General features: G+C 60.0%; 21 protein-coding genes and 1 riboswitch. Of the genes, 6 read left to right on the top strand and 15 right to left on the bottom strand.

Annotation, left to right across the window (positions count from 1 at the left end):
- Positions 1 to 13 precede the first annotated feature (13 nt).
- The 7 genes from AAAX36_RS00630 to AAAX36_RS00600 all read right to left on the bottom strand — a co-directional run bounded on the left by AAAX36_RS00630 (position 14) and on the right by AAAX36_RS00600 (position 4,791).
- The gene (locus AAAX36_RS00630) at positions 14 to 1,393 is read right to left on the bottom strand and encodes a protein kinase (protein ID WP_175406013.1); all 1,380 of its coding nucleotides are present in this window, start codon (positions 1,391 to 1,393) and stop codon (positions 14 to 16) included.
- Positions 1,394 to 1,490: 97 nt separating this feature from the next.
- Complete coding sequence (locus AAAX36_RS00625; RefSeq protein WP_138112139.1) at positions 1,491 to 1,913, bottom strand: XRE family transcriptional regulator; 423 nt, start codon at positions 1,911 to 1,913, stop codon at positions 1,491 to 1,493.
- A 32-nt stretch (positions 1,914 to 1,945) separates the two neighbouring features.
- On the bottom strand, positions 1,946 to 2,389 hold the full coding sequence (locus tag AAAX36_RS00620) for an FxLYD domain-containing protein (protein WP_006234331.1): 444 nt from the start codon (positions 2,387 to 2,389) through the stop codon (positions 1,946 to 1,948).
- Positions 2,390 to 2,553: 164 nt separating this feature from the next.
- Positions 2,554 to 2,823 carry a hypothetical protein gene (locus AAAX36_RS00615; RefSeq protein WP_050766085.1) on the bottom strand — a complete coding sequence of 90 codons (270 nt, stop codon included), beginning with the start codon at positions 2,821 to 2,823 and terminating at the stop codon, positions 2,554 to 2,556.
- Between the two features lie 83 nt (positions 2,824 to 2,906).
- Positions 2,907 to 3,248, bottom strand: a complete 342-nt coding sequence (locus AAAX36_RS00610) for a HigA family addiction module antitoxin (RefSeq protein ID WP_050766086.1) — start codon at positions 3,246 to 3,248, stop codon at positions 2,907 to 2,909.
- Entirely contained in the window at positions 3,220 to 3,501 is a 282-nt protein-coding gene (locus AAAX36_RS00605; protein WP_006234335.1) for a type II toxin-antitoxin system RelE/ParE family toxin, read from the bottom strand. The genes AAAX36_RS00610 and AAAX36_RS00605 overlap by 29 nt, the downstream gene beginning before the upstream one ends.
- 102 nt (positions 3,502 to 3,603) lie before the next feature.
- Positions 3,604 to 4,791: an N-acetyldiaminopimelate deacetylase gene (locus AAAX36_RS00600; RefSeq protein ID WP_138112137.1), complete on the bottom strand. Its 1,188-nt coding sequence runs from the start codon at positions 4,789 to 4,791 to the stop codon at positions 3,604 to 3,606.
- 144 nt (positions 4,792 to 4,935) lie between these two features.
- Positions 4,936 to 5,104: riboswitch (Lysine riboswitch) on the top strand.
- A gap of 65 nt (positions 5,105 to 5,169) precedes the next feature.
- On the opposite strand from AAAX36_RS00600, the gene dapA reads away from it, so the two are divergent.
- From dapA to dapD, 3 genes are read left to right on the top strand one after another with little or no spacing between them, the layout of a single operon-like run.
- A complete protein-coding gene (gene dapA / locus AAAX36_RS00595) occupies positions 5,170 to 7,479 on the top strand; it encodes a 4-hydroxy-tetrahydrodipicolinate synthase (RefSeq protein WP_138112135.1) in 2,310 nt (769 codons plus the stop codon).
- Positions 7,472 to 8,212, top strand: a complete 741-nt coding sequence (gene dapB, locus AAAX36_RS00590; protein ID WP_217495605.1) for a 4-hydroxy-tetrahydrodipicolinate reductase — start codon at positions 7,472 to 7,474, stop codon at positions 8,210 to 8,212. Before dapA ends, dapB begins: the two co-directional genes overlap by 8 nt.
- A gap of 39 nt (positions 8,213 to 8,251) precedes the next feature.
- A complete protein-coding gene (dapD, locus tag AAAX36_RS00585; protein ID WP_006234339.1) occupies positions 8,252 to 8,971 on the top strand; it encodes a 2,3,4,5-tetrahydropyridine-2,6-dicarboxylate N-acetyltransferase in 720 nt (239 codons plus the stop codon).
- 253 nt (positions 8,972 to 9,224) lie between these two features.
- Here the strand turns inward: dapD and AAAX36_RS00580 are convergent, their stop codons facing one another.
- The 5 genes from AAAX36_RS00580 to AAAX36_RS00560 form a co-directional block, all read right to left on the bottom strand.
- Positions 9,225 to 10,229 carry a nucleoid-associated protein gene (locus AAAX36_RS00580; protein ID WP_022094136.1) on the bottom strand — a complete coding sequence of 335 codons (1,005 nt, stop codon included), beginning with the start codon at positions 10,227 to 10,229 and terminating at the stop codon, positions 9,225 to 9,227.
- A 111-nt stretch (positions 10,230 to 10,340) separates the two neighbouring features.
- A complete protein-coding gene (locus tag AAAX36_RS00575; RefSeq protein ID WP_006234342.1) occupies positions 10,341 to 11,501 on the bottom strand; it encodes a DUF2974 domain-containing protein in 1,161 nt (386 codons plus the stop codon).
- A gap of 114 nt (positions 11,502 to 11,615) precedes the next feature.
- Positions 11,616 to 12,566 (bottom strand): L-lactate dehydrogenase, encoded by a 951-nt coding sequence (locus AAAX36_RS00570; RefSeq protein ID WP_006234343.1) that lies wholly within the window; start codon positions 12,564 to 12,566, stop codon positions 11,616 to 11,618.
- A 201-nt stretch (positions 12,567 to 12,767) separates the two neighbouring features.
- Entirely contained in the window at positions 12,768 to 13,931 is a 1,164-nt protein-coding gene (locus AAAX36_RS00565) for an aminotransferase class I/II-fold pyridoxal phosphate-dependent enzyme (RefSeq protein ID WP_006234344.1), read from the bottom strand.
- 118 nt (positions 13,932 to 14,049) lie between these two features.
- A complete protein-coding gene (locus AAAX36_RS00560; RefSeq protein WP_254668692.1) occupies positions 14,050 to 16,029 on the bottom strand; it encodes an NAD(+) synthase in 1,980 nt (659 codons plus the stop codon).
- 203 nt (positions 16,030 to 16,232) lie between these two features.
- Between AAAX36_RS00560 and AAAX36_RS00555 the strand changes: the two genes are divergently transcribed.
- The gene (locus AAAX36_RS00555; protein WP_349073678.1) at positions 16,233 to 17,177 is read left to right on the top strand and encodes a hypothetical protein; all 945 of its coding nucleotides are present in this window, start codon (positions 16,233 to 16,235) and stop codon (positions 17,175 to 17,177) included.
- 138 nt (positions 17,178 to 17,315) lie between these two features.
- A complete protein-coding gene (locus tag AAAX36_RS00550) occupies positions 17,316 to 18,623 on the top strand; it encodes a hypothetical protein (protein WP_349073677.1) in 1,308 nt (435 codons plus the stop codon).
- A gap of 61 nt (positions 18,624 to 18,684) precedes the next feature.
- Here AAAX36_RS00550 and ettA read toward each other — a convergent pair whose 3' ends face one another.
- The 3 genes from ettA to AAAX36_RS00535 all read right to left on the bottom strand — a co-directional run bounded on the left by ettA (position 18,685) and on the right by AAAX36_RS00535 (position 21,524).
- Positions 18,685 to 20,364, bottom strand: coding sequence for an energy-dependent translational throttle protein EttA (ettA, locus tag AAAX36_RS00545; protein WP_055251458.1), 1,680 nt, complete (start codon positions 20,362 to 20,364; stop codon positions 18,685 to 18,687).
- A gap of 184 nt (positions 20,365 to 20,548) precedes the next feature.
- Positions 20,549 to 21,253, bottom strand: a complete 705-nt coding sequence (locus AAAX36_RS00540) for an SdpI family protein (protein WP_117745883.1) — start codon at positions 21,251 to 21,253, stop codon at positions 20,549 to 20,551.
- On the bottom strand, positions 21,246 to 21,524 hold the full coding sequence (locus tag AAAX36_RS00535) for an autorepressor SdpR family transcription factor (RefSeq protein WP_349073676.1): 279 nt from the start codon (positions 21,522 to 21,524) through the stop codon (positions 21,246 to 21,248). Before AAAX36_RS00535 ends, AAAX36_RS00540 begins: the two co-directional genes overlap by 8 nt.
- Before the next feature lie 178 nt (positions 21,525 to 21,702).
- Here AAAX36_RS00535 and AAAX36_RS00530 point away from each other — a divergent pair, with 178 nt between their 5' ends.
- Positions 21,703 to 22,497, top strand: coding sequence for a tRNA threonylcarbamoyladenosine dehydratase (locus tag AAAX36_RS00530; RefSeq protein ID WP_117745882.1), 795 nt, complete (start codon positions 21,703 to 21,705; stop codon positions 22,495 to 22,497).
- The last annotated feature ends 2 nt before the right edge of the window (positions 22,498 to 22,499 follow it).

Here is a 22,499-nt window from a genome sequence, read left to right as displayed (position 1 = left end):
GGGCCCTTTTCTTTTAGGTAGCGGAGGTATCGACGACGCCGGTCGCATTGGCAACCGCGACTATGACGATCATGCATAGGAGCAGCACACCCAATGCCTTGAGCAAGAGCTTCGCGAGCTTCTTGCCGCGATAGCTGTCGAGCAATGCGAATCGCCGACGAAGACGGCGCTTATCGAGCAGCGCAAAATGCATAAGCACCATAAGGCCATCGACAAAGAAAAAATACTCGATTATGAGAAGCCACGTCGGGTAGCTTTGGTTTGCTCCCGTGGGGTGAAAGACGGCAAAGTGGCTACCGGCAAAGAACACAAGCAGCGAGAAGCAGACGAGCGTATTCCAAATGCGCCCCAGAGACTCCGGAACGCGAGAGAGCAGACCGCATGCAGCGGAGGCGGCAGGGCCAGGAAGCCCTGCGGGTTTCTGGAGCCCTTGGGACGCCAACACTGTCTCCGAGTCTGGAGTACGGACAGGCGCAGGCGCAGGAGGCCGCACGGGGCGACTCAGATCGTATGCCGCGCGCGTCGCCCGTCCCAATGCTTCCGCACTCGCAAAACGCTTGGCCGGATCGAGCGCCATCGACATGCAGACGGCATCGGAAAGTGGAGTGGGAATACCGCGCGCCTCGCATTGCTCGCGCATGTCGAGCCCTGGTTTAGGGTCGACTCCCGTCAAGCAAAAGAACAACAGGGCGCCCAGCGCGTACACGTCGCTGCGCACACTCGTCTGCCCAAACCCATACTGCTCGGGCGGCGCATAGGGTCGCGTGCCAAACTTGACGGTGTCGGCATCGGCGCCATCGCGCCATACGCGCGCGATTCCCAGGTCAATAATCACCAACGACGAGAAGGTCATGCCAGCATCGGCCGCATACCTCACGCCCGATACGATGATGTTCGAGGGTTTAAGGTCGCGATGGATTACCGGTACCCCTGGCTCCCCCGCAGCTGCAAAACCAGCATGCAGCTCGCCCACCGCTTCACACAGAACGGGATACAGCTCGCGGGCATAATCGGGCGTCGCGCCCAGGCGCCCCACGAGCGCCTCGAGCGTCTCGCCTTCGACATATTCCATCACCACATCGAGCTCCTCGCCCGCGCGGCGGCAATCGACAATCCGGGGTAAGTGTTCAAAACGGCGTCCGGCCCGCTGAGCCGCAAACAGGCGCTCGTAGGCCCCGCCAATCTGCGCCGAAGCATCGATGCGCTTGCGGACAAAGGGACCGAGAGACCCGCCGCCAGAGCCCTCAAAATAGACGAGTTCGGTCGTCTCGACATCCGAGCACTTGAGCACGCGCTCCACACGATAGCTGTCATCGCGGTCGAGCGACGCCAAATGCTCGGCAAGTGAAGCAGTCAGCTCGTCATCGGAATATGTTGGGCTCTGAGTATCCATGGCGTCCATCATAACGCAGGGCGCGGACGCCCCATGGTGTCCGCACCCTGTTCGTTCGCATAGTTGTTTCGGCAACAGCCAGCTCAGCCATTGGCCACTAACTCACCGTTTCCTCGCCAAAGCGATACAGCTCTTCATTGACCTTTTGGAGGCTACAGCCACGGTCGATGCAAAAGATAATGATTGCATCGCGACGGTCCTTGCAGTTTAGGACGCTCACTCCGGCAGCCGTCAGGGCGCGGTTAGTCTCCTTCATCGACAGCGCCATTGCAAAGGCAATCTGCAGCACCTTATTGCGGCTCGGATTGCGCGAACCGGTAAAGATCTGATAGCCAAAGGTCTCGTTGAGGTCGGCCATACGCACCACGCGCGAACGCTCGAGCCCCTTCTCTTGCAGCAACTGCTTTAAGTAATCCGAAAGCGACGGGGCGGCAAAGTCGTGTTCCTTGATATAGCCATCGATGTTTGGCGCGTCGAGAAGTTCATTGAGCAACTCGTCAGTCAGCTTTTTATCGGACATACGACTTCACCTCCCCCAGTGCATGCAACATGCTAGAAACCGCTTACGTCCGAACGCTCCCAGCTAGCAACCTGGTCGGGAGACACCGTACCCAGCGCCTCGAACTTCCAGGAGCCGCCCGCCTTCAGATGATTGGTGTTTGCAAGAGCCGTTCCAACCTGGTTGCCATCGGCATCATACAGAACATATTCAATCTGAATGTAGCTCTTTTCCTTGTCCGTGTTATTGGTCAGGGTGCCCGTGATCTTATAGGTAAACTGATTGGAAGTGTCTTCAGCCTCGTCAGCAATGGTATACGGTTCTTGCGGTTCTTTTTGCTCCTCAGCCTGCCGTGTCGTCTCGGCAGGTTTTGCCGAATCGCTCGCAGACGAATCGGTTGAGTTGCCGCCCATAGAGCCCACGGCACCGACAATAACCAGCACCACGATGATGCCTAGGACAATCTTGCCGATTGGCTTCTTTCCCTCTTTTGCCATTATTCATCCTTCCTACGATCCGGCTACCGTGCCGGTACACAGCACATCGTAGGAAGGATTGAACTTGAATTCATTAGCTGAGAGCTAAGGCTGCGGTAAACGACCAATGCAGTTATCCAAACGCCGAGCAAACGCACTGCGCGCGACCGTCTGCTGGCAGTGCATCAACCCACCGTGACGGATTCCCCGGTAAAGGCACTGATCATCAACAGGACAAAGAAAACAAGGTAGCTGGCACTCAGCAGGTACGCAATGATCAGAAAGACGACCCAGCCGACATTGGTTTTACCGTCGGCACGGCGTTGCTCGCGATTGCGGCAGAGCCAAATCGTCACGCCGATGGCAGTGATAAACAGCACGAGCGCCGCCGCGGCAAGCCCGGCAAGCGCAAACATCACGCCAATGCTCACAGCAATAACCGGAAGCAGCAGCAAACCGCACCCGCATCCACCCGGACTATATACGGCAGACTGTCGGCGTCGCCTCATCGCCGCGCCACCCCCATCATCTTTGAGCACTACAGTGCGATAGCCTGCTGAACAGGAACGATCTTGTCGAGTTCCGGTTCGATCCGCCTTTTCTCGGCCTCAAGGTCAAACGCCACCTGAGCGCGCAGCCAATAACCATCCGTCAGGCCAAAATAACGGCAAAGACGGAGGTCGGTGTCGGCCGTCACGCGACGTTTTCCCAAGACAATCTGCCCGATACGCTGAGCCGGAATCCCAGTCTCTTTCGCAAGGCGATATTGAGAAATGCCCATGGGAACAAGAAACTCCTCTTTGAGAAGCTCACCAGGAGTCACCGGCGACAGCAAATCGGCCGAAGTCTCATCACTTGTGATAATCGACGATTTCGACATTCCAAGCCATCTCCTGTCTCCACTCAAAACAGACCCGATAGCGCTCGTTAACACGGATGCTATATTGACCGGCACGATCGCCCTTCAAAGCTTCCAGGCGGTTGCCCGGTGGAACGCGAAGATCATCAAGCGAAGCACAAACCTGCAGTTGGCGAATCTTCCTCAACGCAACACGCTCAAAGGGCACGAACCTCCTGACCCGCACACCCATGGCAAAGCGTTCGGTATCCTCATCTTTATACGATGCAATCATAGTATCGCCTTACGTTAGTAACGTCAAACCTTTCTATAGACTTACATCTCTATTATATCGTACGTTTGTTCGTGTTTTCTAGAACAAATAGTCCTTTGCGCCTTAGTCAAGCAAAAGCAATCGTTTGTAGACATCGAGGCCTTTGAGAAGAATCTCCTCGTCAAAGAGCATGGTATCGGTATGCAGAGCGCTCATCGCATAGGCTGGGCAGTCATCAGCGTCGATCGGGTTTTCTTGTCCTTCTGGCACGCCCGTGCCCAGCAAGAAGAACACGCCCGGCAGATGGCGCTGATAGAAAGCAAAGTCCTCGGCAATTAACAGCGGCTCGTCCACAAGTTGCAACTCGGGCAAGGCAGGCGCAATGTGGGCAAACAACTCGGGGTCGTTATCGACTGGCGGATAGCCCTCGGCAAAGTCGAGATCGTACGTACAGCCCGTTGCGGTGCACGCCTCGTCGAGCGCACGGCGTACGCCCTCGCGCGCACGGTCGAACATGGCGTCCGTAAACACACGCAAGCTACCGGCAACATGGGCCTCCCCCGCCACCGCATTGCAGACGGTGCCGGCCTGCAGCAGGCCAAACTTACCGATGCAGGGCTCATCGGCACCCAGCTCGTCCATCAGCTCGCGCTCGGCAACCAGGAACTTTGCCGCCGCCAGCGCTGCGTCATGTGATTCCTCGACTGGAACGCCGTAGGTCTTGGCGATATGGATGCTCGTGCCATGGATATGAATGTGCGTCTCGCTCGAGCGCGCCAGCAGCGGACCGGGACAGCTCGCCAGCGTACCGGCAGGAAGATCGGGCCACACGTGAAAGCCAAAGATGCGGTCGACCCCGTAGCGCTCGAACACGCCGCTCTCGCATACCGTCTTAGCGCCACCGGTTGTTTCCTCGGCCGGCTGGAACACAAAAAGCACGTTGCGCTTAATAACGCCCGGCTGCTCACGAATCGTACGGTCGACAAAAGTTGCCGCCGCGAGGGCCATAGCCATGTGCCCGTCGTGGCCGCACGCGTGCATCTTGCCGGGATGCGTCGAGGCAAAAGCGGCGCCCGTCGTCTCCGCAATAGGCAACGCATCCATATCGGCACGAATCGCCGTGGCATGCGAGGCACCCGTGCCAGCGTCGAAGAAAGCGCACACGCAACTAGGGCACGGATGGATCACCTCGCAGGCAAGCGGAGCGAGCACGCCCTCGATATAGGCGATAGTTTGCGGAAGATCGAAGTCGAGCTCCGGAATGCGATGCAGGTCGCGACGATAGCGACGGAGTTCTTGGAGCTCGGTCATGGGGATTCCTTTCATGGGGCAACTCAGTTGTCACCTATTGTGACGCAGGATTGTGGCGCCCTCGTTTCTAGCATGATGCTGCATTTTTTAAACGTTATATACGAATACTCTTGTTTGGTAAAGTGCAACGTGGTAGGGTCTTTACCACTTGATAGAGGCGCGGGCACGAAGAGCCGCGGGCGAGTCGGCAGACTTTGACCCCGCGGGGAGGCGAAACCCGCCGAACTGGGTTTTTCGGGCACGAACAGCCTGGTGGGCCTGCGGGAAACACTCGCAGGACTGTCTGCAGCAATGCGGGAGCGCTATCCGGACATTGGGTCCACGCTATGCGGATTCGATGCGCAGATGGCGCCGTCTGGATAGCGAGGTTTACGGGACATGGCATTGACCCCCAACGAGGCATATGCGGCCAAGCAGCCGTTTGTGGACAAGGAGACACTCGAGCATATCGTCGAGCAGTTCCCCACGCCGTTTCATCTATACGACGAGGCGGGTATCCGCCGCAACATGCAAGAAGTGCGCGACGCCTTTGCGTGGAACCCGGGGTTTAAGGAGTACTTTGCCGTCAAGGCCAACCCCAACCCGGCCCTTATCTCAATTCTCAACGAATACGGCTGCGGCTGCGATTGCTCGAGCTATACCGAGCTCATGATCGCCCGCTCGCTGGGCATCACCGGCCATGACATCATGTTCTCGTCCAACGACACGCCGGCGGCAGACTTTGAGCTTGCCGACAAGTTGGGCGCCATCGTCAACTTCGACGATATCAGCCACATTGAGTTTTACGAGCGCGTCGCGGGACCCATCCCCAAGACGGTGAGCTGCCGTTTTAACCCGGGCGGCCTGTTCCAGCTTTCCAACGGCATTATGGACAACCCGGGCGATTCCAAGTACGGCATGACCACCGAGCAGCTCTTTGATGCCTTCCGCATGCTCAAGGCCAAGGGCGCCGAGGACTTTGGCATCCATGCCTTCCTTGCCAGCAACACCGTCACCAACGATTACTACCCCAAGCTCGCGCGAATCCTCTTTGAACTTGCCGTGCGCCTGGAGCGCGAGACCGGTGCACATGTCGCCTTTATCAATCTGTCCGGCGGTGTGGGTATCCCCTACCTGCCCGAGCAGCAGGCCAATGACATCCACGCCATCGGCGAGGGTGTACACGCGGCCTACGACGAGATCCTGGTTCCCGCCGGCATGGGCGATGTGGCGATCTGCACCGAGATGGGCCGCTTTATGATGGGCCCCTACGGGTGCCTGGTCACCAAGGCCATTCACGAAAAGCGGATCTACAAAGACTATATCGGCGTGGACGCAAGTGCCGTCGACCTCATTCGTCCTGCCATGTATGGCGCTTACCACCACGTTACAGTGATGGGCCAGCCGGGTGGCCCCGACAAGTCCGCAGCTCCCGTCACGAACACGTACGATATCACGGGCAACCTGTGCGAAAACAACGACAAGTTCGCCATCGACCGCGAGCTGCCGCATATCGACATGGATGACCTGCTTGTAATCCACGATACCGGTGCGCATGGCTACTCCATGGGCTACAACTACAACGGACGTCTGCGCTCCGCCGAGGTCCTGCTGCGCCCCGATGGCGCGGCTGACCTCATCCGCCGCGCCGAGCGCCCGGGCGATTACTTTTCCACGCTCGACGTGCTGCCGTGCGGCCGAGAGCTGCTGGCCAAGTCGCGCGCCGAAAGCGCCCGCCGTCGCGCCCAAGACGAGCGCCTGGCAGTCGCAGCTCAATGGAACAAACGCATCCAGATCGCGGAGGCGAAGGAGAAGAACATGGACATCCGCAATCTCGAGGGCTCAATCGTCGCCCTGGTTACGCCGTTTAAAAAGGACGGCAGTGTCGACTTTGACGCGCTCGAGCGCCTTATCGATTTCCACTTGCAAAATGGCACCGACGCCATTCTCACCCTGGGCACCACCGGCGAGAGCGCCACGATGACCGATGACGAGGACAACTCCGTCGTCGCCGCCGTGGTCAAGCATGTTGCAGGACGCGTCCCCGTCATCGCCGGCTCAGGCTCCAACTCCACGCAGACCATGCTCACCAAGTCGCTTACTTACCAGGGCTTGGGAGCCGACGGCCTGCTGCTCATTACCCCCTACTACAACAAGTCCAACGAAGAGGGTATCTATCAGCACTTTAAGACCGTCGCCGATGCCGTTGACATCCCCTGCATCCTGTACAACATCCCCGGCCGCTGCGGCTGCGGTATCAGCGAGCGCAACGTAGAGCGCCTAGCCGCGCACCCCAACATCATGGGCATCAAGGAGGCCTCGGGCAACGTCGCCTACGCGGCCAAGATCGCCCACCTGCTGTCCGACGATTTCCGCATGTACTCGGGCGAGGATGCACTCACAGTGCCGCTCATGAGCCTGGGCGCTTCGGGCACCATCAGCGTGTGGGCCGACGTGCAGCCGCAGCTTGTACACGACATGTGCCGCGCTTATCTGGACGGCGACGTAGCGCGCGCCCGCGATATCCAGATTGCCGGCCAGCCGCTCATCAACGCCCTCTTTAGCGAGGTCAACCCCATCCCCGTCAAGGAAGCGCTCGCCCAGATGGGCATGATCGAGGCAAACTACCGTATGCCGCTGTGCCCCATGGCAGACGACACGCGAGCCGCACTTACCGATGCTCTGAAGGGAGCTGGTCTACTTGATTAAGACCGTCATTATGGGAACGGGCCGCATGGGCTCGCTCATCCGCACTACCGCCGAAGGCATTGTCGACGCCGCCGGGCAGCCCGTTTTTGATATCGTGACCCAGATTGGCTTCGATTTGAGCGAGCTCGAGAACGCACCGGCTGCCGACGTCATCATCGACTTCTCGAACGTCGCGACCTTCGACGCCGTCGTCGCCTATGTCGAGCGCACGGGCGCGGCGTTGGTCTCAGGCACCACAGGCTACACCCCCGAGCAGATGGACCGCCTGCGTGAGCTGGGCCAGAACACCCGCGTTATGCACTCGGGCAATTACTCCATCGGTATCGCAGCCCTGCGCCATCTGGTAGCGCAGGCTACACGCGAGCTGCCCGGCTTTGACTGCGAAATCGTCGAGACGCACCACAACCAAAAGGTCGACGCCCCCAGCGGCACTGCCAAGCTACTGCTCGACGCCGTCGTCGAAGCCGAGCCCGAGGCAGGCTACCACCCCGTCTATGGCCGCGAGGGCATGTGCGGAGCACGCGATCCCAAGGAAATCGGTATGCACTCGCTGCGCGGCGGCACCGTCGCCGGCGTGCACGAGGTGAGCTTCTTTGGCCAGGACGAGGAGGTCACGCTCACCCACCGCGCCACGAGCCGTCAGATCTTTGTCAACGGCGCCTTGGCAGCCGCGCAGAAGCTCGTCACCCGCGAACCCGGCTTCTATACGTTCGACAAGGTCATGTTTGCCTAACCAGGTATCAACCGAATCCACCCAAAGGAGAGATAGCAAATGAGCAACGCAGCCGAGATGGATGCACAGGAGATTATCAACTACATCGCCACCGCGCCCAAAAAGACGCCCGTCAAGCTGTACGTGCGCGAGAAGCCGGGCATGAAGGTTGCCTGGGGCGACGCACATGTCTACGGCGGCCGTCGCGGCAAGACCGTCTTTGGCGACTGGGACGAGCTCAAGACCATCCTGGACGCCAATGCCGATTCCATCGATTACTACGACGTTGAAAACGATTGCCGCAACTCCGCCGTGCCCATGCTCGACCTTAAGGGCATCAACGCCCGCATCGAGCCGGGCGCGATCATCCGCGACCGCGTCGAGATTGGCGACCGTGCCGTCATCATGATGGGCGCCATCATCAACATCGGCTCCGTTATCGGCGAGGGTTCCATGATCGATATGGGCGCCGTGCTGGGCGGTCGCGCCACCGTGGGCAAGAACTGCCACATCGGCGCCGGCACCGTGCTGGCAGGCGTTGTGGAGCCCGCCAGCGCCACGCCCGTCATCATCGAGGACGATGTCATGATCGGCGCAAACGCCGTGGTCCTGGAAGGCGTGCACGTGGGCAAGGGTGCTGTAGTTGCCGCCGGCGCCGTGTGCGTCGAGGACGTCCCCGCCGGCGCCGTCGTGGCCGGTGTCCCCGCCCGCGCCATCAAGATGCGCGACGAGAAGACCGACAGCAAGACCGGCCTGGAAGAGGGCCTGCGCCAGCTGTAGAAGTTACGCGGTTTTGCCAAACCGCGTAACGGCTCGACGCTGCAAACGCCCCTAAGCGGCAATCTGACGTTCAATCGTCGGTCGCGTACCGAAGTACGCTTCCCTCCTCTTTCACGTCACCTTGCTCGCTTAGGGGCGTTTTCGCTGACGTGAGCTCAACCTGCGGCGCAATGTCAGCAACCAAGCCGAAAACAAAAAAGGCCGAAGTCCCAAAAGGCTTCGGCCTTTGTTTTTTGCAACGTCCAAGAGCAGTTTATCGATTCTCAATACTTCCGATGTTCTTGAGCTCGATGGAGATGAGGCCGTTGGGCTCGTTGACAAACTCGATGTACTCAGAGTTCGAACCCATCTCGGCCGGGAAGCTGATCTCGATGCCCGTGTCGGTACGGATCTTGTGGTTGCGCACCGCCGCGCGTTCGACCTGCTTGCGCTCCACGGGCACACGCTCAGGCACCTTCTCCTCAGTCAGTGCCGCGCGCACGCTCTCCTTGATAACCGGCTCGTCCTCAAAGACCTCATCGACGATATCCCAAGGGGGCAGTTCCTCGTCATCCTCAACTTTCTCGGCAACAGCAGCCTTAACCTTGGCGAGTGCTACAGCCGTGTTGGCACCGTGCTCCTCGGCGACTTCCTCGACCACACGCGTCACGGTGTCGATGACCTCCTTGCCCGATACCCCCGTGTCGCACTGCAGCAGGCCATCGGGAATGAGCATGCGATCCTCGCCGGCAATCTTGCGCTTCTTATCCACATAGCCGATCTCCATGGTGCTTGCACGCACGATTGCATAGCTCGGCACCTTTTGCGAGGGATTCGGCAGAATGGCGTAGTGGCGCGCAATGTCGTTGCGCACCTCGCCCTCTTCGCGACCCACCTCGTGCATAAAAGCCTGCTTGGAGCCCAGCAGCATCACGGCAAACCAGCGGGCATCCTCATCGTCATCAAAGTCCGCCACAAGCACGTCAGTGGACTCGGCTTTCTCGGCCTTGGTAAGTTCGGAAGAGATGAACTCCGCAATCTGCTGAGACAGATCCACGAACTCACGCTCACCAAAGAAATAGCCCTTGAGCTCGCCGCCGAATGCGGAGTTCTCGGCAAACGTGGCACGCTTGTTATCAGCCGAGGTACGAGCGCGCCGCAGGTGCGTGGTTACGAAATTACGCACGGTGCGGCTCTCGATATCGAGCTCGCGCTGGCTCATAACGTTGACGGCAGAGTCAAAGTCCAGGATATGCAGAATCGCGTGATTGATTTTCATATACGGCATTCCGTTCTAGATCGATTTCGGCACGAACCAGTATAGCGGTCGATCCCGCCCCAGGCGCATCGAAGATTGGTGCATCGGGGACAGGTTGCTTTGCACCAATGGTTAGCGCAGGAGCTCGGACTGCCAAGCCTCGAGCTGTTCTGCCAAGCTCTTGCCGGCAGCGGGCATGTCGATCTGGGGACGTTTGGGCAGAAGCGCACACTTAAGAATCGCAACGATAGTCTGCGAGACAAAGCGTCGCGTATCCTTGTCAAAGCCTTGCGCAGCCTGGAGCATCACAGGCAGGCTCTCGCGCAGATTCCCAGCGATATCCGCAAACCGCTCAGCACCCGTAGCCTCAAGCACGGAGAACAACGCATCTACAAAACGCTCGCGCTCGTTAGGCGACACCGCAAGCAGCATCTCGCGAATGGAGCCATCAACGTATCGAGCACCGGCGGACAGGCGCTCACAGTACACGAAGTCGCGACCATCAACCACCCAGCTAAAGGGATTATGCTGAAGCAGGCTGAACTCGGTGCTCTCAACGATGGCATAGTCCTCCTGTGTCTCGAACATCATGCCAAAGATCGACGACCGAGGTAGCGTCTTGTCGATTCGACCGGATAGATCGGCGAAGGCGTTGCCGCTCAGAAACTCCTCGACGAAGCCCGGACCATCATGGGAATACGCCCGTTCGATTCGCTCACGGGCGACATCGGGGCACATCGCCGCACCGTACACCGCAAGGTTTCCACCCTTGGAATGACCTCCGCACAAAAGCGGCCCGTCAATCGCATCCGCCGCCTCGTCTACATAACGCGCCGCGGATTCCTGGGCCGGCACAGGACACCGGAACGCCATGTTAAAGTCCTCTTTCCAGCCCACAATCGTGCTGTCGGTCCCCCGGAAGGCAAGATAGCTAAACCCCGCCGGAAATCGGAACGTCATGGCCGCAAACTGCTCCGTTGTCTCGGCATCACTCACGCTACGATAGCCGCAAACACGAACGCCACGGTAGCGAGGGCTTGCTGCCACAGCCTCCAACAGGGCACGACTCCCCTCCGGATCCCACAGGTCGCCAATCATGTCTTGGTAGCACTCGGCGCGCAGCAGCTCGCGTACGTCTAGGCCCTGCCAGTTCGTCAGCTCCGCCATATCACCCGGCAAACGCAAATAGGACAACCACGCAAAGACCAGGCTATCCACCGCGCAGAACGGCCGTTCCTCAAACGGATCAAACGCTGTCTGGGCATAGGTCAAAAAATTAGGCGAATCCGACATGGCCCTCCCATCAACTATGGTGCATTGGGGTCAGGTTACTTTGCACCAAAAAGGCGCCCGGGCCGTGTGGACCCGGACGCCTTCATTGTAGCTTTTCGCTCTAGCGAGCTTGATTTAGCAGGAGAAGTCGACGCTGTCGATGATGTCCTTGAGGGCCTTGGCGGAGGCGGTGAGCTCATGCTGCTCGTCATCGTTCAGCGGCACGGGGACGCGGCAGACGACGCCGTCGCGGCCAACGACCGTCGGCATGGAGATAGCCAGATCGGACAGGCCATACTCGCCCACCATGAGCGAGGAAACGGGCAGAACGGTCTGCTCATCGCGCATGACAGCGGTGCAGATGCGCTTGACGGCCATGGCGACGCCGTAGTAGGTGGCGTGCTTCTTCTCGATGATGGTGTAGGCGGAGTTCTTGACGTCCTCGGCGATACGCTTCTCGGCAGCCTCGTGCTCCAGATGACCGTGAAGCTCGCAGAAGGTGTTCAGCGGAACGCCAGCAACCTGAGCGCTGGACCAAGCGACAAACTCGGAGTCGCCGTGCTCGCCCATGACATAGGCCTGGACATCGCGCGGGTCAACCTCGACGTGGGCACCAAGCATCTGCTGCAGACGGCCAGTGTCGAGCACGGTGCCGGAGCCGATGACATGGCCCTCGGGCAGGCCGGACATCTTGATGGCAGCATAGGTCAGAACATCAACCGGGTTGGAGACGATTAGCAGAATGCCGTCGAAGCCGGACTTCTTAATCTCGGGGATAATGGACTTAAAGATGTTAACGTTCTTGTTGACCAGGTCCAGGCGGGTCTCACCGGGCTTCTGGGCAGCGCCAGCGGTGACGACGATCATGGCGGCGTCGGCGACATCGGAATAATCGCCGGCGTAGATCTTCATCGGCTCGGCAAACGTCATGCCGTGCGCGATATCCAGAGCCTCACCCTCGGCGCGGTTCTTGTCCACGTCGATGAGGACCATCTCGGAGAACAGACCGCTCTGCATCAGAGCGAACGCCGAAGACGAACCGACGAAACCGCAGCCGACAATAGCGACCTTCTTCTCGTTAACCATTAGAAACTCCCATCTCTCTCCACAAACAAGCCGCCCGGGAACGACCCGAGCGGCTTGTCGTAATCCCAATACATCCAATCGGGACTTTGATTATGCCCCTATTCGCAGCCGAAAATCGACCGTTTACCGAAATTGTTTGCAGTATTCGTAAAATAACTGCACGAAATCGGTTTCGAGCTATTGACGGGCCGAAACAGGTTTCTAATACAGGCCCGCCTCGCGAATGGCCTCGACAGCCAAAGCGATCTGATCGGGCGGCAGGACCAGCGCCATGCGCACGTGCCCCTCGCCCGAAGGACCAAAACTCGCGCCCGGCGTCACCACAACGCCGGCCTTCTCCATGAGCTCCTCGCAAAACGCCATGGAATCGGTGCGACCACCGGGAAGCTTGGCCCACACAAACATAGAGCCATGCGCGTTGGGACGCTCCCAGCCCAGGCCCTCAAGACCGTCGCACAGGGCATCGCGGCGCTCCTGGTACTTCAGACGCTGCGCCTCGACCTCATCGCGCGGACCGTTCAGGCAGGCGATGGCGGCCTTCTGGATCGGGAAGAACATACCGAAGTCGATCTGGCCGCGCAGCTTGGCAAAGGCCGAGACTACATCCTCGCGACCGACCAAAAAGCCGATGCGGGCACCGGTGACGTTAAACGACTTGGAAAGCGAGAAGAACTCAACGCCCACCTCGAGCGCGCCGGGATACTGCAAGAAGCTGCCGCCCGGCTCGCCGTCGAACACGATGTCGGAGTATGCGTTGTCATGGACGATGAGCAGGTCGTGCTCGCGGGCGAAAGCGATAATCTCCTCGTAGACCTCGGGCGTACCCACCGAGCCGACCGGGTTCGCGGGCAGCGACACGATCATATACTTGGCACGATCGGCCACCTCGGGATCGATACCCGCCACATAGGGCAGGTAATTATGCTCGGCAACCAGCGGATAGTATTCGAGCTTGGCATCGGCGATCTTGGCACCCGCCTCAAAGACCGGGTAGCACGGATCGGGAACCAGAATGGTGTCACCCGGATCGAGCAGGGCCAGGCCCAAATGGCCCACGCCCTCCTGCGTGCCGTTGCACGACTGCACCATAGACGGCGTAATGCCCGAAACGCCAAAGCGACGCTCATAGTAATCGCACACGGCTTGCTTGAGTTCGGGCAGGTCGCGCAGGGCATACTTCCACATCTCGGGATCTTGGGCTGCCTGCGTGAGCGCCTCGACCACGTGGTCGTACGGCTTAAAGTCGGGCGTGCCCACGCTCATGTTGTAAATGGTCTTGCCCTGAGCCTTCAGCGCGAGAAGCTTGTTGTTGAGCGAGGCGAAGACCTCCGCGCCAAAGCGGTCGAGACGCTGCGATGCCTGCATGGTGCCACCTTTCGATATAAAAAACGCGGCGCTCCGACAAGAGCGCCGCGCGATACGGGCCATCAGATTGCAAAAGTGTAACGCTTGCAACCCCCGTATTGGTTCAATTTAGCCAACCTTAGTCAACTGGATTGAGCGCGTCGATCTGCGCAAGCCACAGACGCGAGCTAGCGTCACTCGGCATACGCCAATCGCCGCGCGGGCTGAGCGTCACCGAGCCCACCTTGGGACCATCGGGCAGGCAGCTGCGCTTAAACTGCTGGGCAAAGAAGCGACGGTAGAACGTACGTAGCCACGTGTGGACGGTCTTGGCGTCGTAGACGCCCTCGAAGCTCTTGAGCGCCATGCGGTAGATCTTGCCCGGCTCAAAGCCAAAACGCAGCAGGTAGTAGAGGAAGTAGTCGTGCAACTCGTACGGGCCCACCAAATCCTCGGTCTTCTGCGCAATCTCGCCGTCGCCCGTGGGCGGCAGAAGCTCGGGGGACACCGGCGTATCGAGGATATCGAGCAAGACCTCGGCAATGCGCCCGCCAAAGACATCGGCGGCATAGCGCACCAGATGGCGCACAAGCGTCTTGGGCACGCTCGCGTTGACGGCGTACATGCTCATGTGGTCGCCGTTATAGGTAGCCCAGCCGAGCGCCAGCTCCGACAGGTCGCCCGTGCCAATGACAAAACCGCCAGCCTGGTTGGCCAGATCCATCAGAATCTGCGTACGCTCGCGCGCCTGGCTGTTCTCGTAGGTCACGTCCTGCACAGCTGGATCATGCTCAATGTCCTTGAAGTGCTGCTCCACAGCCGCGTGGATCGAAACCTCGCGGAAGCTCACACCCAGGTCGCGAGCGAGCGACTCGGCATTCGACTTGGTGCGATGCGTCGTGCCGAAGCCGGGCATGGACACGGCTGTGATACCAGTGCGCGGCAGCCCCAGTGCATCGAAGGCACGCACGGTCACAAGCAGCGCCAGTGTGGAATCGAGACCGCCCGAAAGGCCGATAACGGCCGCCTTGGTGCCCGTATGGGCAAGGCGGGTCTTGAGGCCCGCGGTCTGCAGGTCGAGGATGGTCTCGCAGCGCTCAGCCAGGTCACCATGGTCGGCAGGCACGAAGGGCGCGCGGGGGAAGACACGGTCTATGCCGAGCGCATCGCGCAGGACAGGCTCTTCGGCGAGCGAGCCCTCAAACGAGAACTCGACGGTCACGGCCTCCGGCGCATCGTCCGCGCGCGTCCACGTCGTCGAGCGACGGCGCTCGGCAACCAGGCGGTCAAGGTCAACGTCGGCGATGGCCATATCGCAGGTAAGCAGTTTGGTCGCGGCGAGCTTGGAGCCGTTTTCGTAGACGAGGTTCTCACCCGCAAAGACCATGTCGGTCGTGGACTCGCCCTCGCTCGCGTCCGCGTAGGCATAGGCGCAGTACAGGCGCGCGCTCTGATTGGAGATAAGGCTGCGGCGGTAATCTGCCTTACCGATAATCTCGTCCGAGGCCGACGGGTTGAGAATCACCGTCGCACCGGCAAGCGCCATCTCGGTCGAAGGGGGCGCCGGCACCCACAGGTCCTCGCAGACTTCAACGCCCAGCACCATATCCTCGGCACCCTCATCACAGCAGCGGTAGACAAGCCCCGAACCCAGCGGAACCGGACCCTGACCGGCAAATTCAACCCACACGGGATCCGCAGGCGACGGAGCAAACCAGCGACGCTCATAGAACTCGCCATAGTTGGGCAGATACTTCTTGGCCGTGAGGCCCAAAAGCTCGCCCGCGCAGCACACGGCGGCACAGTTGTAGATATTCTCGGCAACCGCAACGGGAAGACCGATGGTAAAGACGATCGGCAGCTCACGGGTTTCATCGAGGATATGCACCAGAGCAGCCTCGCAGGCATGCAGCAGTGTGCGGTTATGGAACAGATCGGCCGCGGTATAGCCAGTCAGATTAAGCTCGGGCAACACCAACGCGCGAACGCCACGCCCGGCAGCATCGCGAACAGCCGCCAGCGCAACCTCGGCATTGCCCTCGACATCGGCCACGCGAATCTGCGGCGACGCCGCCGCCACACGCAAAAAGCCATCAGACTGAGAAAGGTGAAGATTCATAAGAATGCTCCCGTGCGTAGACGCCATTCACAACAATTAGCAAGTCCTATTGTAGTTCAACCGCCGGGTGTAACCGCATCCCACCAACTTGGTGAGCAATTGATGAGTTGATGGTATCTGTTAAATGTCACGTACGATTCACATCTGGTGGGTACCCTGATGGCTACACGAAACGAAGCAGATTTACACCGGGAGGACCCCGTATGACAACCAAGTACACCGACGCGCCGCGCACGCGCGTCATGACGCCGGCATCGCTCAACAACGGCGTACACGAGAACCATTCCATTGGACAGACCATGGCCATCGCGCCCAAAAAGGGCCTGTTCGACGACATTTCCATTCCCCAGATCATCGCCGGCGCCGCAGCTGCCGCCACGAGCGTGGCGCTTGCTTCAAAGATCGGCATTGCCGGCTCGGTGATTGGTGCCGCTGTGAGCTCAGTCATCACTGTTGTGTCCTCGCAGGTCTATCGCCACTTTATCTCCGCCAGCGCCGAAGCAATCAAGGGCACGCATGCCGCTGTCGACTACCCTGCCGGCGCCTACGAGCCCGTTGAGCCCGATGTCGAGGAGCACCTAGGTGGCGCCGCGACCACGCAGGAGATGCGCCAGATTGCGGGGCGCGCGACCACGGCGCGCGTTGCCCCCGACAGCTTGCGCGCCAAGGCGGCGGCAGAGCGCAGCCAGACGCAAAAGAAGGTCATCGTCTTCTCGATCGCCATCGCCATCGTCGCGGTCATTGCCTGTGCCGGCGCCATCCTTATCACCACCGCCGGTGAGGGTCTGGGCGAGCGCCCCGAGCCGATTCTGTCGTCGCGCACGACCGAGCACGACGCGGATAGCACTGGTCAATCGCAAAGCCAGCAGGACGACTCGCAGGGCACCTCCGCATCCACCGACTCGTCCTCGAACACCCCCGATCAATCGCAGGGCGTCGATTCTTCCGTAAACAACAGCGGCACGCAATCCGGCACGACCGACTCAAGCCAAACGACTGACAGCTCGCAGCCGAGCACGGGCGACCAGACAAGCGACAATACATCGGGCACGGGATCTACCGACAACAGCAGCACTAACAGCTCGAGCGGAACCGCGTCCGGCACGGCATCTGACAGCTCGAGCCAAGGCACGGCGTCGGGCAACTAAGCACGTTTGCCTCTCATAGATAACCGACCTGTATAACGGGCGCGAACCGGCAACGGTCGCGCCCGTTTGCCTTGGGCGCCGAGGTGGCACGCCCCGTGCGATGGTAAGATGCTTTGGTGTGTAAAGAGGAGATTTGCCATGAGCAAGACAATAGTTAAGCCCACGCTATCGCTGGGCAACCACATCTATCTATATCGTCTGCTGCGCGATGCGATTGGGTGCGGCAAGCAAACGTTTATGACGCAGGTCGAGGAGACGCTCGCCGCCGGCGACATGGCCGCTTATGACCTGGGCTTCGAGTCCACGCGCGAGCTGCTCGAGGAGCTCGATGACTGCATCAAGCTGACCGTCTTTAAGGGCGGTCGCCTGTATGCCACCGTCATCGCCAACGAGGCCTGGGATGCCGCCCTTGCCAAGGGCGAGGACAAGCCCAAGGCAACCAAAGGAGCCAAGCAGTCCTACAAAAAGAAAAAGCGCGGCGAGAAGGACCTCAAGGCCGTGCGCCCCAAGCACGTTAAGCGTCCCGAGCCCGAAGCCATGGTTGACGCCGCGCCGGAACCCGAGCCCGAGGCGGAGATCGAAATCGCTATTGAGGTAACAGCAGAAGCCGAAACCGAAATCGCCGCCACGACCAATCCCAAAGTCATATCCGAGCAGGAAGCCACTGTGGAGCTCAACGAAGCTCCCAAGTCGACAACCGAAGAAGCCGCTGGCCAGCCCGAGACGTCTGCGTTCCAAAACAGCGATGTCTTTGGCGACGAGGCCGAGGACGATCAGTCCGACGAGCCCGCCGATCAAGGCGCTGCCGAGTCGGTGCCGGAGCCCGAGACGCCGCAGCCCGCCATCTCGCTCACGGTCGTCTATGACCCCGAGAACGCCAATGCCGGCATCACCACCATGGCCTCCACGCCGGTCGAGGCAAAGTCGAGCGTTGAAAACGAGAACGCGACGCAGGTTGAGGTTGAAACCGCAGCTGCAGACGCGCCCGTCACCGTGAAACCCGCAGATTCCACAATCAAGCCGAAAACGACGCCGGAGCCCGCACCCGTCATCGAGTCCGTGCCCACCTCTGCTTGCGACCAAATTCCCGCACCTGCACCGGCTTCGGCACCCGCAGCGGCCCCAACCCCCGCACCTGCAGCGCCCGCCATCCCCGAGGACTTCCCCGTCGATTTCGCAACCGAGGTCTTCTGCCCCGGCCCGCTTCTGCACCAGCTGTCAACCTATCTCCCCTACGGCGCCGACACGCTCGGCATCGTCGGCGAGTACTACTGGATCGCCCGCGAGCGCGGTACCATCGAGGCCGCGCGAAACCGCGCAAGCTTCCCTCTGCGCTACACGCAAGCCGGCGAGCGCCACGAAGTCACCGTGCGCATCCGCCGCAACACCACCGGCGGTCTCGGAGCCGCCTGGACCATCGATAAAGTCGAGCCTTCTACCAAGTAACAAAAAGGGACGATAACCCTCAAGGTTATCGTCCCTTTCTCGTTAGGTCACCTGAGCTCGACTAGTCGCGCGTCAGCTTGCGGTGAATACGATGCGGCTGGGCTGCATCCTCGCCCAGGCGCTCGATGCGGTTGGCCTGATAGGCCTCGAAGTTGCCCTCGAACCAATACCAGTTGCCCGGATTCTCGTCGGTGCCCTCCCACGCCAGAATGTGCGTGGCGACGCGGTCCAGGAACATACGGTCGTGGCTAATGACCACCGAGCAGCCCGGGAACTCGAGCAGCGCCGCTTCGAGCGAGGACAGCGTCTCGACGTCGAGGTCGTTCGTGGGCTCGTCGAGGAGCAGCAGGTTGCCGCCCTGCTTGAGCGTGAGTGCCAAGTTCAGACGGTTGCGCTCGCCACCGGATAGTACGCCAGCGCGCTTCTGCTGGTCCTGGCCCTTAAAGCCAAAGCTCGCCACATAAGCGCGGCTCGGAACCTCAGTCTCGCCGACCATCATGTGGTCCAGGCCATCCGAGACGACCTCCCACAGGTTCTTATCGGGGTCGATGCCGGAACGGTTCTGGTCGACGTAAGAAATCTTGACGGTCTCGCCCACCTCGAGCTCGCCCGAAGTCAGCGGCTCCAGACCCACAATCGTCTTGAACAGCGTGGTCTTACCGACGCCGTTGGGGCCGATGACGCCCACGATGCCGTTGCGCGGCAGGGTGAACGAAAGGTCGTCGATAAGCACGCGGCCATCGAACTCTTTGTGCAGGTGATGGGCCTCGAGCACCTTGTTGCCCAAACGCGGGCCCACAGGAATGCGAATGTCGGTCCAGTCGAGCTTCTGGCTTGCGCGGGCCTCGGCCTCCATCTCCTCGTAGCGAGCCAGACGGGCCTTGTTCTTGGCCTGGCGAGCCTTGGGCGAGCTGCGTACCCACTCGAGTTCGGCCTCCATGCGCTTGGCGAGCTTGGCATCGCGGTTGCCCTGCGCCTCGATACGGGCAGCCTTGGTCTCCAGATACGTGGAGTAGTTGCCCTTGTAGGGATAAAGGTGGCCGCGGTCGACCTCGCAGATCCACTCGGCAACGTTATCCAGGAAGTAGCGATCGTGCGTGACGGCAAGCACCGCGCCCTGGTAGTTGTGCAGGAAGTGCTCGAGCCACAGGATCGACTCGGCGTCCAGGTGGTTCGTGGGCTCGTCGAGCAGCAGCAGGTCGGGAGCCTCGAGCAGCAGCTTGCACAGGGCCACACGGCGGCGCTCGCCGCCGGAAAGCACGTTGACCGGCATGTCGGAATCGGGCAGCTGCAGGGCGTCCATGGCCTGGCCGAGCTTGGAATCGATATCCCAGCCGTCGGCGGCGTCGATCTCGTCCTGGAGCTTTCCCATCTCGGCCATGAGGGCGTCCATGTCACAGTCCGGGTCGCACATCTCCTCGCCGATCTTGTTGAAGCGATCGACCTTGGCGATCATGTCGCCAAATGCCATGCGCACGTTCTCGATGACGGTCTTGTCGTCGTCGAGCGGCGGCTCCTGCTGCAGGATACCCACGGTGTAGCCGGGGGTGAGCCTGGCATCACCGTTGGAGACCTCCTCGATGCCGGCCATAATCTTGAGCAGGGTCGACTTGCCCATACCGTTGGGGCCCACGACGCCGATCTTGGCACCGGGGTAGAAGCTCAGGGTCACGTCGTCAAGGATCACCTTGTCGCCATGGGCCTTGCGAGCCTGATACATCTGGTAGATAAACTCCGCCATATGTCTGTTCTATCCTTTCTACCTGCTGTTTCCCTATTCTTGATTCGCTTTAGTGGAAACGAAATGAGAAAACCAGCTCTGAAACGTAACGAAAAAGGGGCATGGTTGCCCACACCCCCTAATACTACCTGGGAAAAGTCCCCCGGAACATACTATGAACTGCATACGCTAGTTTTCCGCAACCTTAACGAGCGGCTCGCTGCGATTTGCGCCACAACAGATACGAGTAGACGTAGACGGCTCCAACCGAACCAAACGCCAGAGCCGCAATCACCGCGGCGACGACTTCACTCGAAAGCACGCTGCCTGCCACGCCCATCACAATCAGGCCAATACCCAGCACCATAAAGCAGGCGCCGCCAAAACGCTGCGTACGGCGCCAGTTCTCGGGATCGGCAAGCGCCCAGGGTGTCTTGATACCGAGCGTATAGTTCTGCTTCACACGCGGCAAGTAGTTACCTACGCCGATGAACAGCAAACCGACAACACCGGAAATAAGCACGTTAACCGAACCGACCGCCGGCACCACGCCCCAGACCGTAAGCTCTCCCAGCCAGCTTATGGCGCACATGAACAAGGTGAAGGCGATTACGAAGCCCTGGTAGAACTTGCCCGAGGTTCGATATGCCTCACCTTTGGGGTCGATGCGCGGCACCACGCAGAACATTGCGAGAAGCGCCAGAGGCAGCACGCCGAGCGCGGAGGCCATCCAGCTAGGACCCCAACCGTCGACGGCGCCGTTCGCGCCCCAGTGCGTGGGAATCTGCGCAGGCAAGCTCGGCATCACCATGAGGTGCGCTACGACATTGGCGACGCACAGAGCGACCAGCGCAATCCACACGCGCGACGATACCCCCGTGGGGTGAATGCCCTTGTTTTCGTTATTCATCCTTATCACCTTCCGTGTTTGTAAAGCCCATAAACCAGCCGATCAAGTCCTGCATGACGGTGGTGTTTAAGCTGTAAACGATGTTTTGGCCATGACGTTCGTCGGTCACCAACCCGGCGTTTTTGAGCGTCGCCAAGTGATGGCTCAGCGACGGCTTACTGATATCGAAATGCTCGGCAAGCTCCCCCGCCGTGCAATTGCCCTCGCGCAGCAGTTTCAAAATGCGCCGTCGCGTTGGATCGGCAAGCGCCTTAAAACCCTCTCCCGGCATAAGACCTCCTCTCATCATCTCTCATGACGCGCGCACTATACTCGATATTTAGATGTTTGTCCCACTATCTAATCGCAATGCTTCAAACCACATCAAAGTAAACGCCATCGCAACCTATGGCGATTACCTATAATGACGATAGCTAAAACACGATTCGCTTCCCCATCGGAGGATGTCTATGACCGAAACCGCTGCCGCTCTCGTCGAGACACGCGACACCAAGCTCGAGATCATCATGGGCCGCGAGGCACTCGATAAGCTCGCCGATGCTACGGTGCTGATGCTCGGCTGCGGAGGTGTGGGGTCCAATTGCTGCGAGGCGCTCGCCCGCGGCGGCATTGGTCATTTCGTCATTCTGGACAAGGACATCGTCGCGCCCAGCAATATCAATCGCCAGGCTATCGCCTTTCACAGCACCATCGGCAAGCGCAAGGTCGATGTTATGGAAGCCATGATCCACGACATCAATCCCGCCGCCACCGTTATCAAACGCACCGAATACCTGCTGAGCGACAACATCGACGAGTTCTTCGCGAGCGTTTTGGAGCAGACGGACGGCAAGCTCGACTACGTCGTCGACGCCATCGACACCATCTCGGCCAAGCTCACCATTGCCAAATATGCTCAGGACCACGACATTCGTTTGGTTAGCTCCATGGGCGGGGCCAACAAGCTCCATCCCGAGTGCCTCCGCTTTGCCGACATCTTCGATACGGTACGTGACCCCATGAGCCGCATTATGCGCAAAGAATGCAAGAAGCGCGGCATCAAGAGCCTGCACGTACTGTTTAGCTGCGAGGAATCGGTTAAGACACAGCCCCGCGACCCTTCCAACATCCACGAGCGCACCGAGCTGGGAACCGCCAGCTTTATGCCGCCCATCATGGGCCAGATGATCGCCGGCGAGGTTATCCGTCAGATCAGTGGTCGCGGCACCGAGCGCGTGCGCGCCGACGGCCAACGCCTGGACTAGCG

It is taken from the genome of Collinsella sp. CLA-ER-H10, from assembly GCF_040092475.1.
Lineage (GTDB): Bacteria > Actinomycetota > Coriobacteriia > Coriobacteriales > Coriobacteriaceae > Collinsella.
This window is presented reverse-complemented; position numbering and strand designations above follow the sequence as displayed.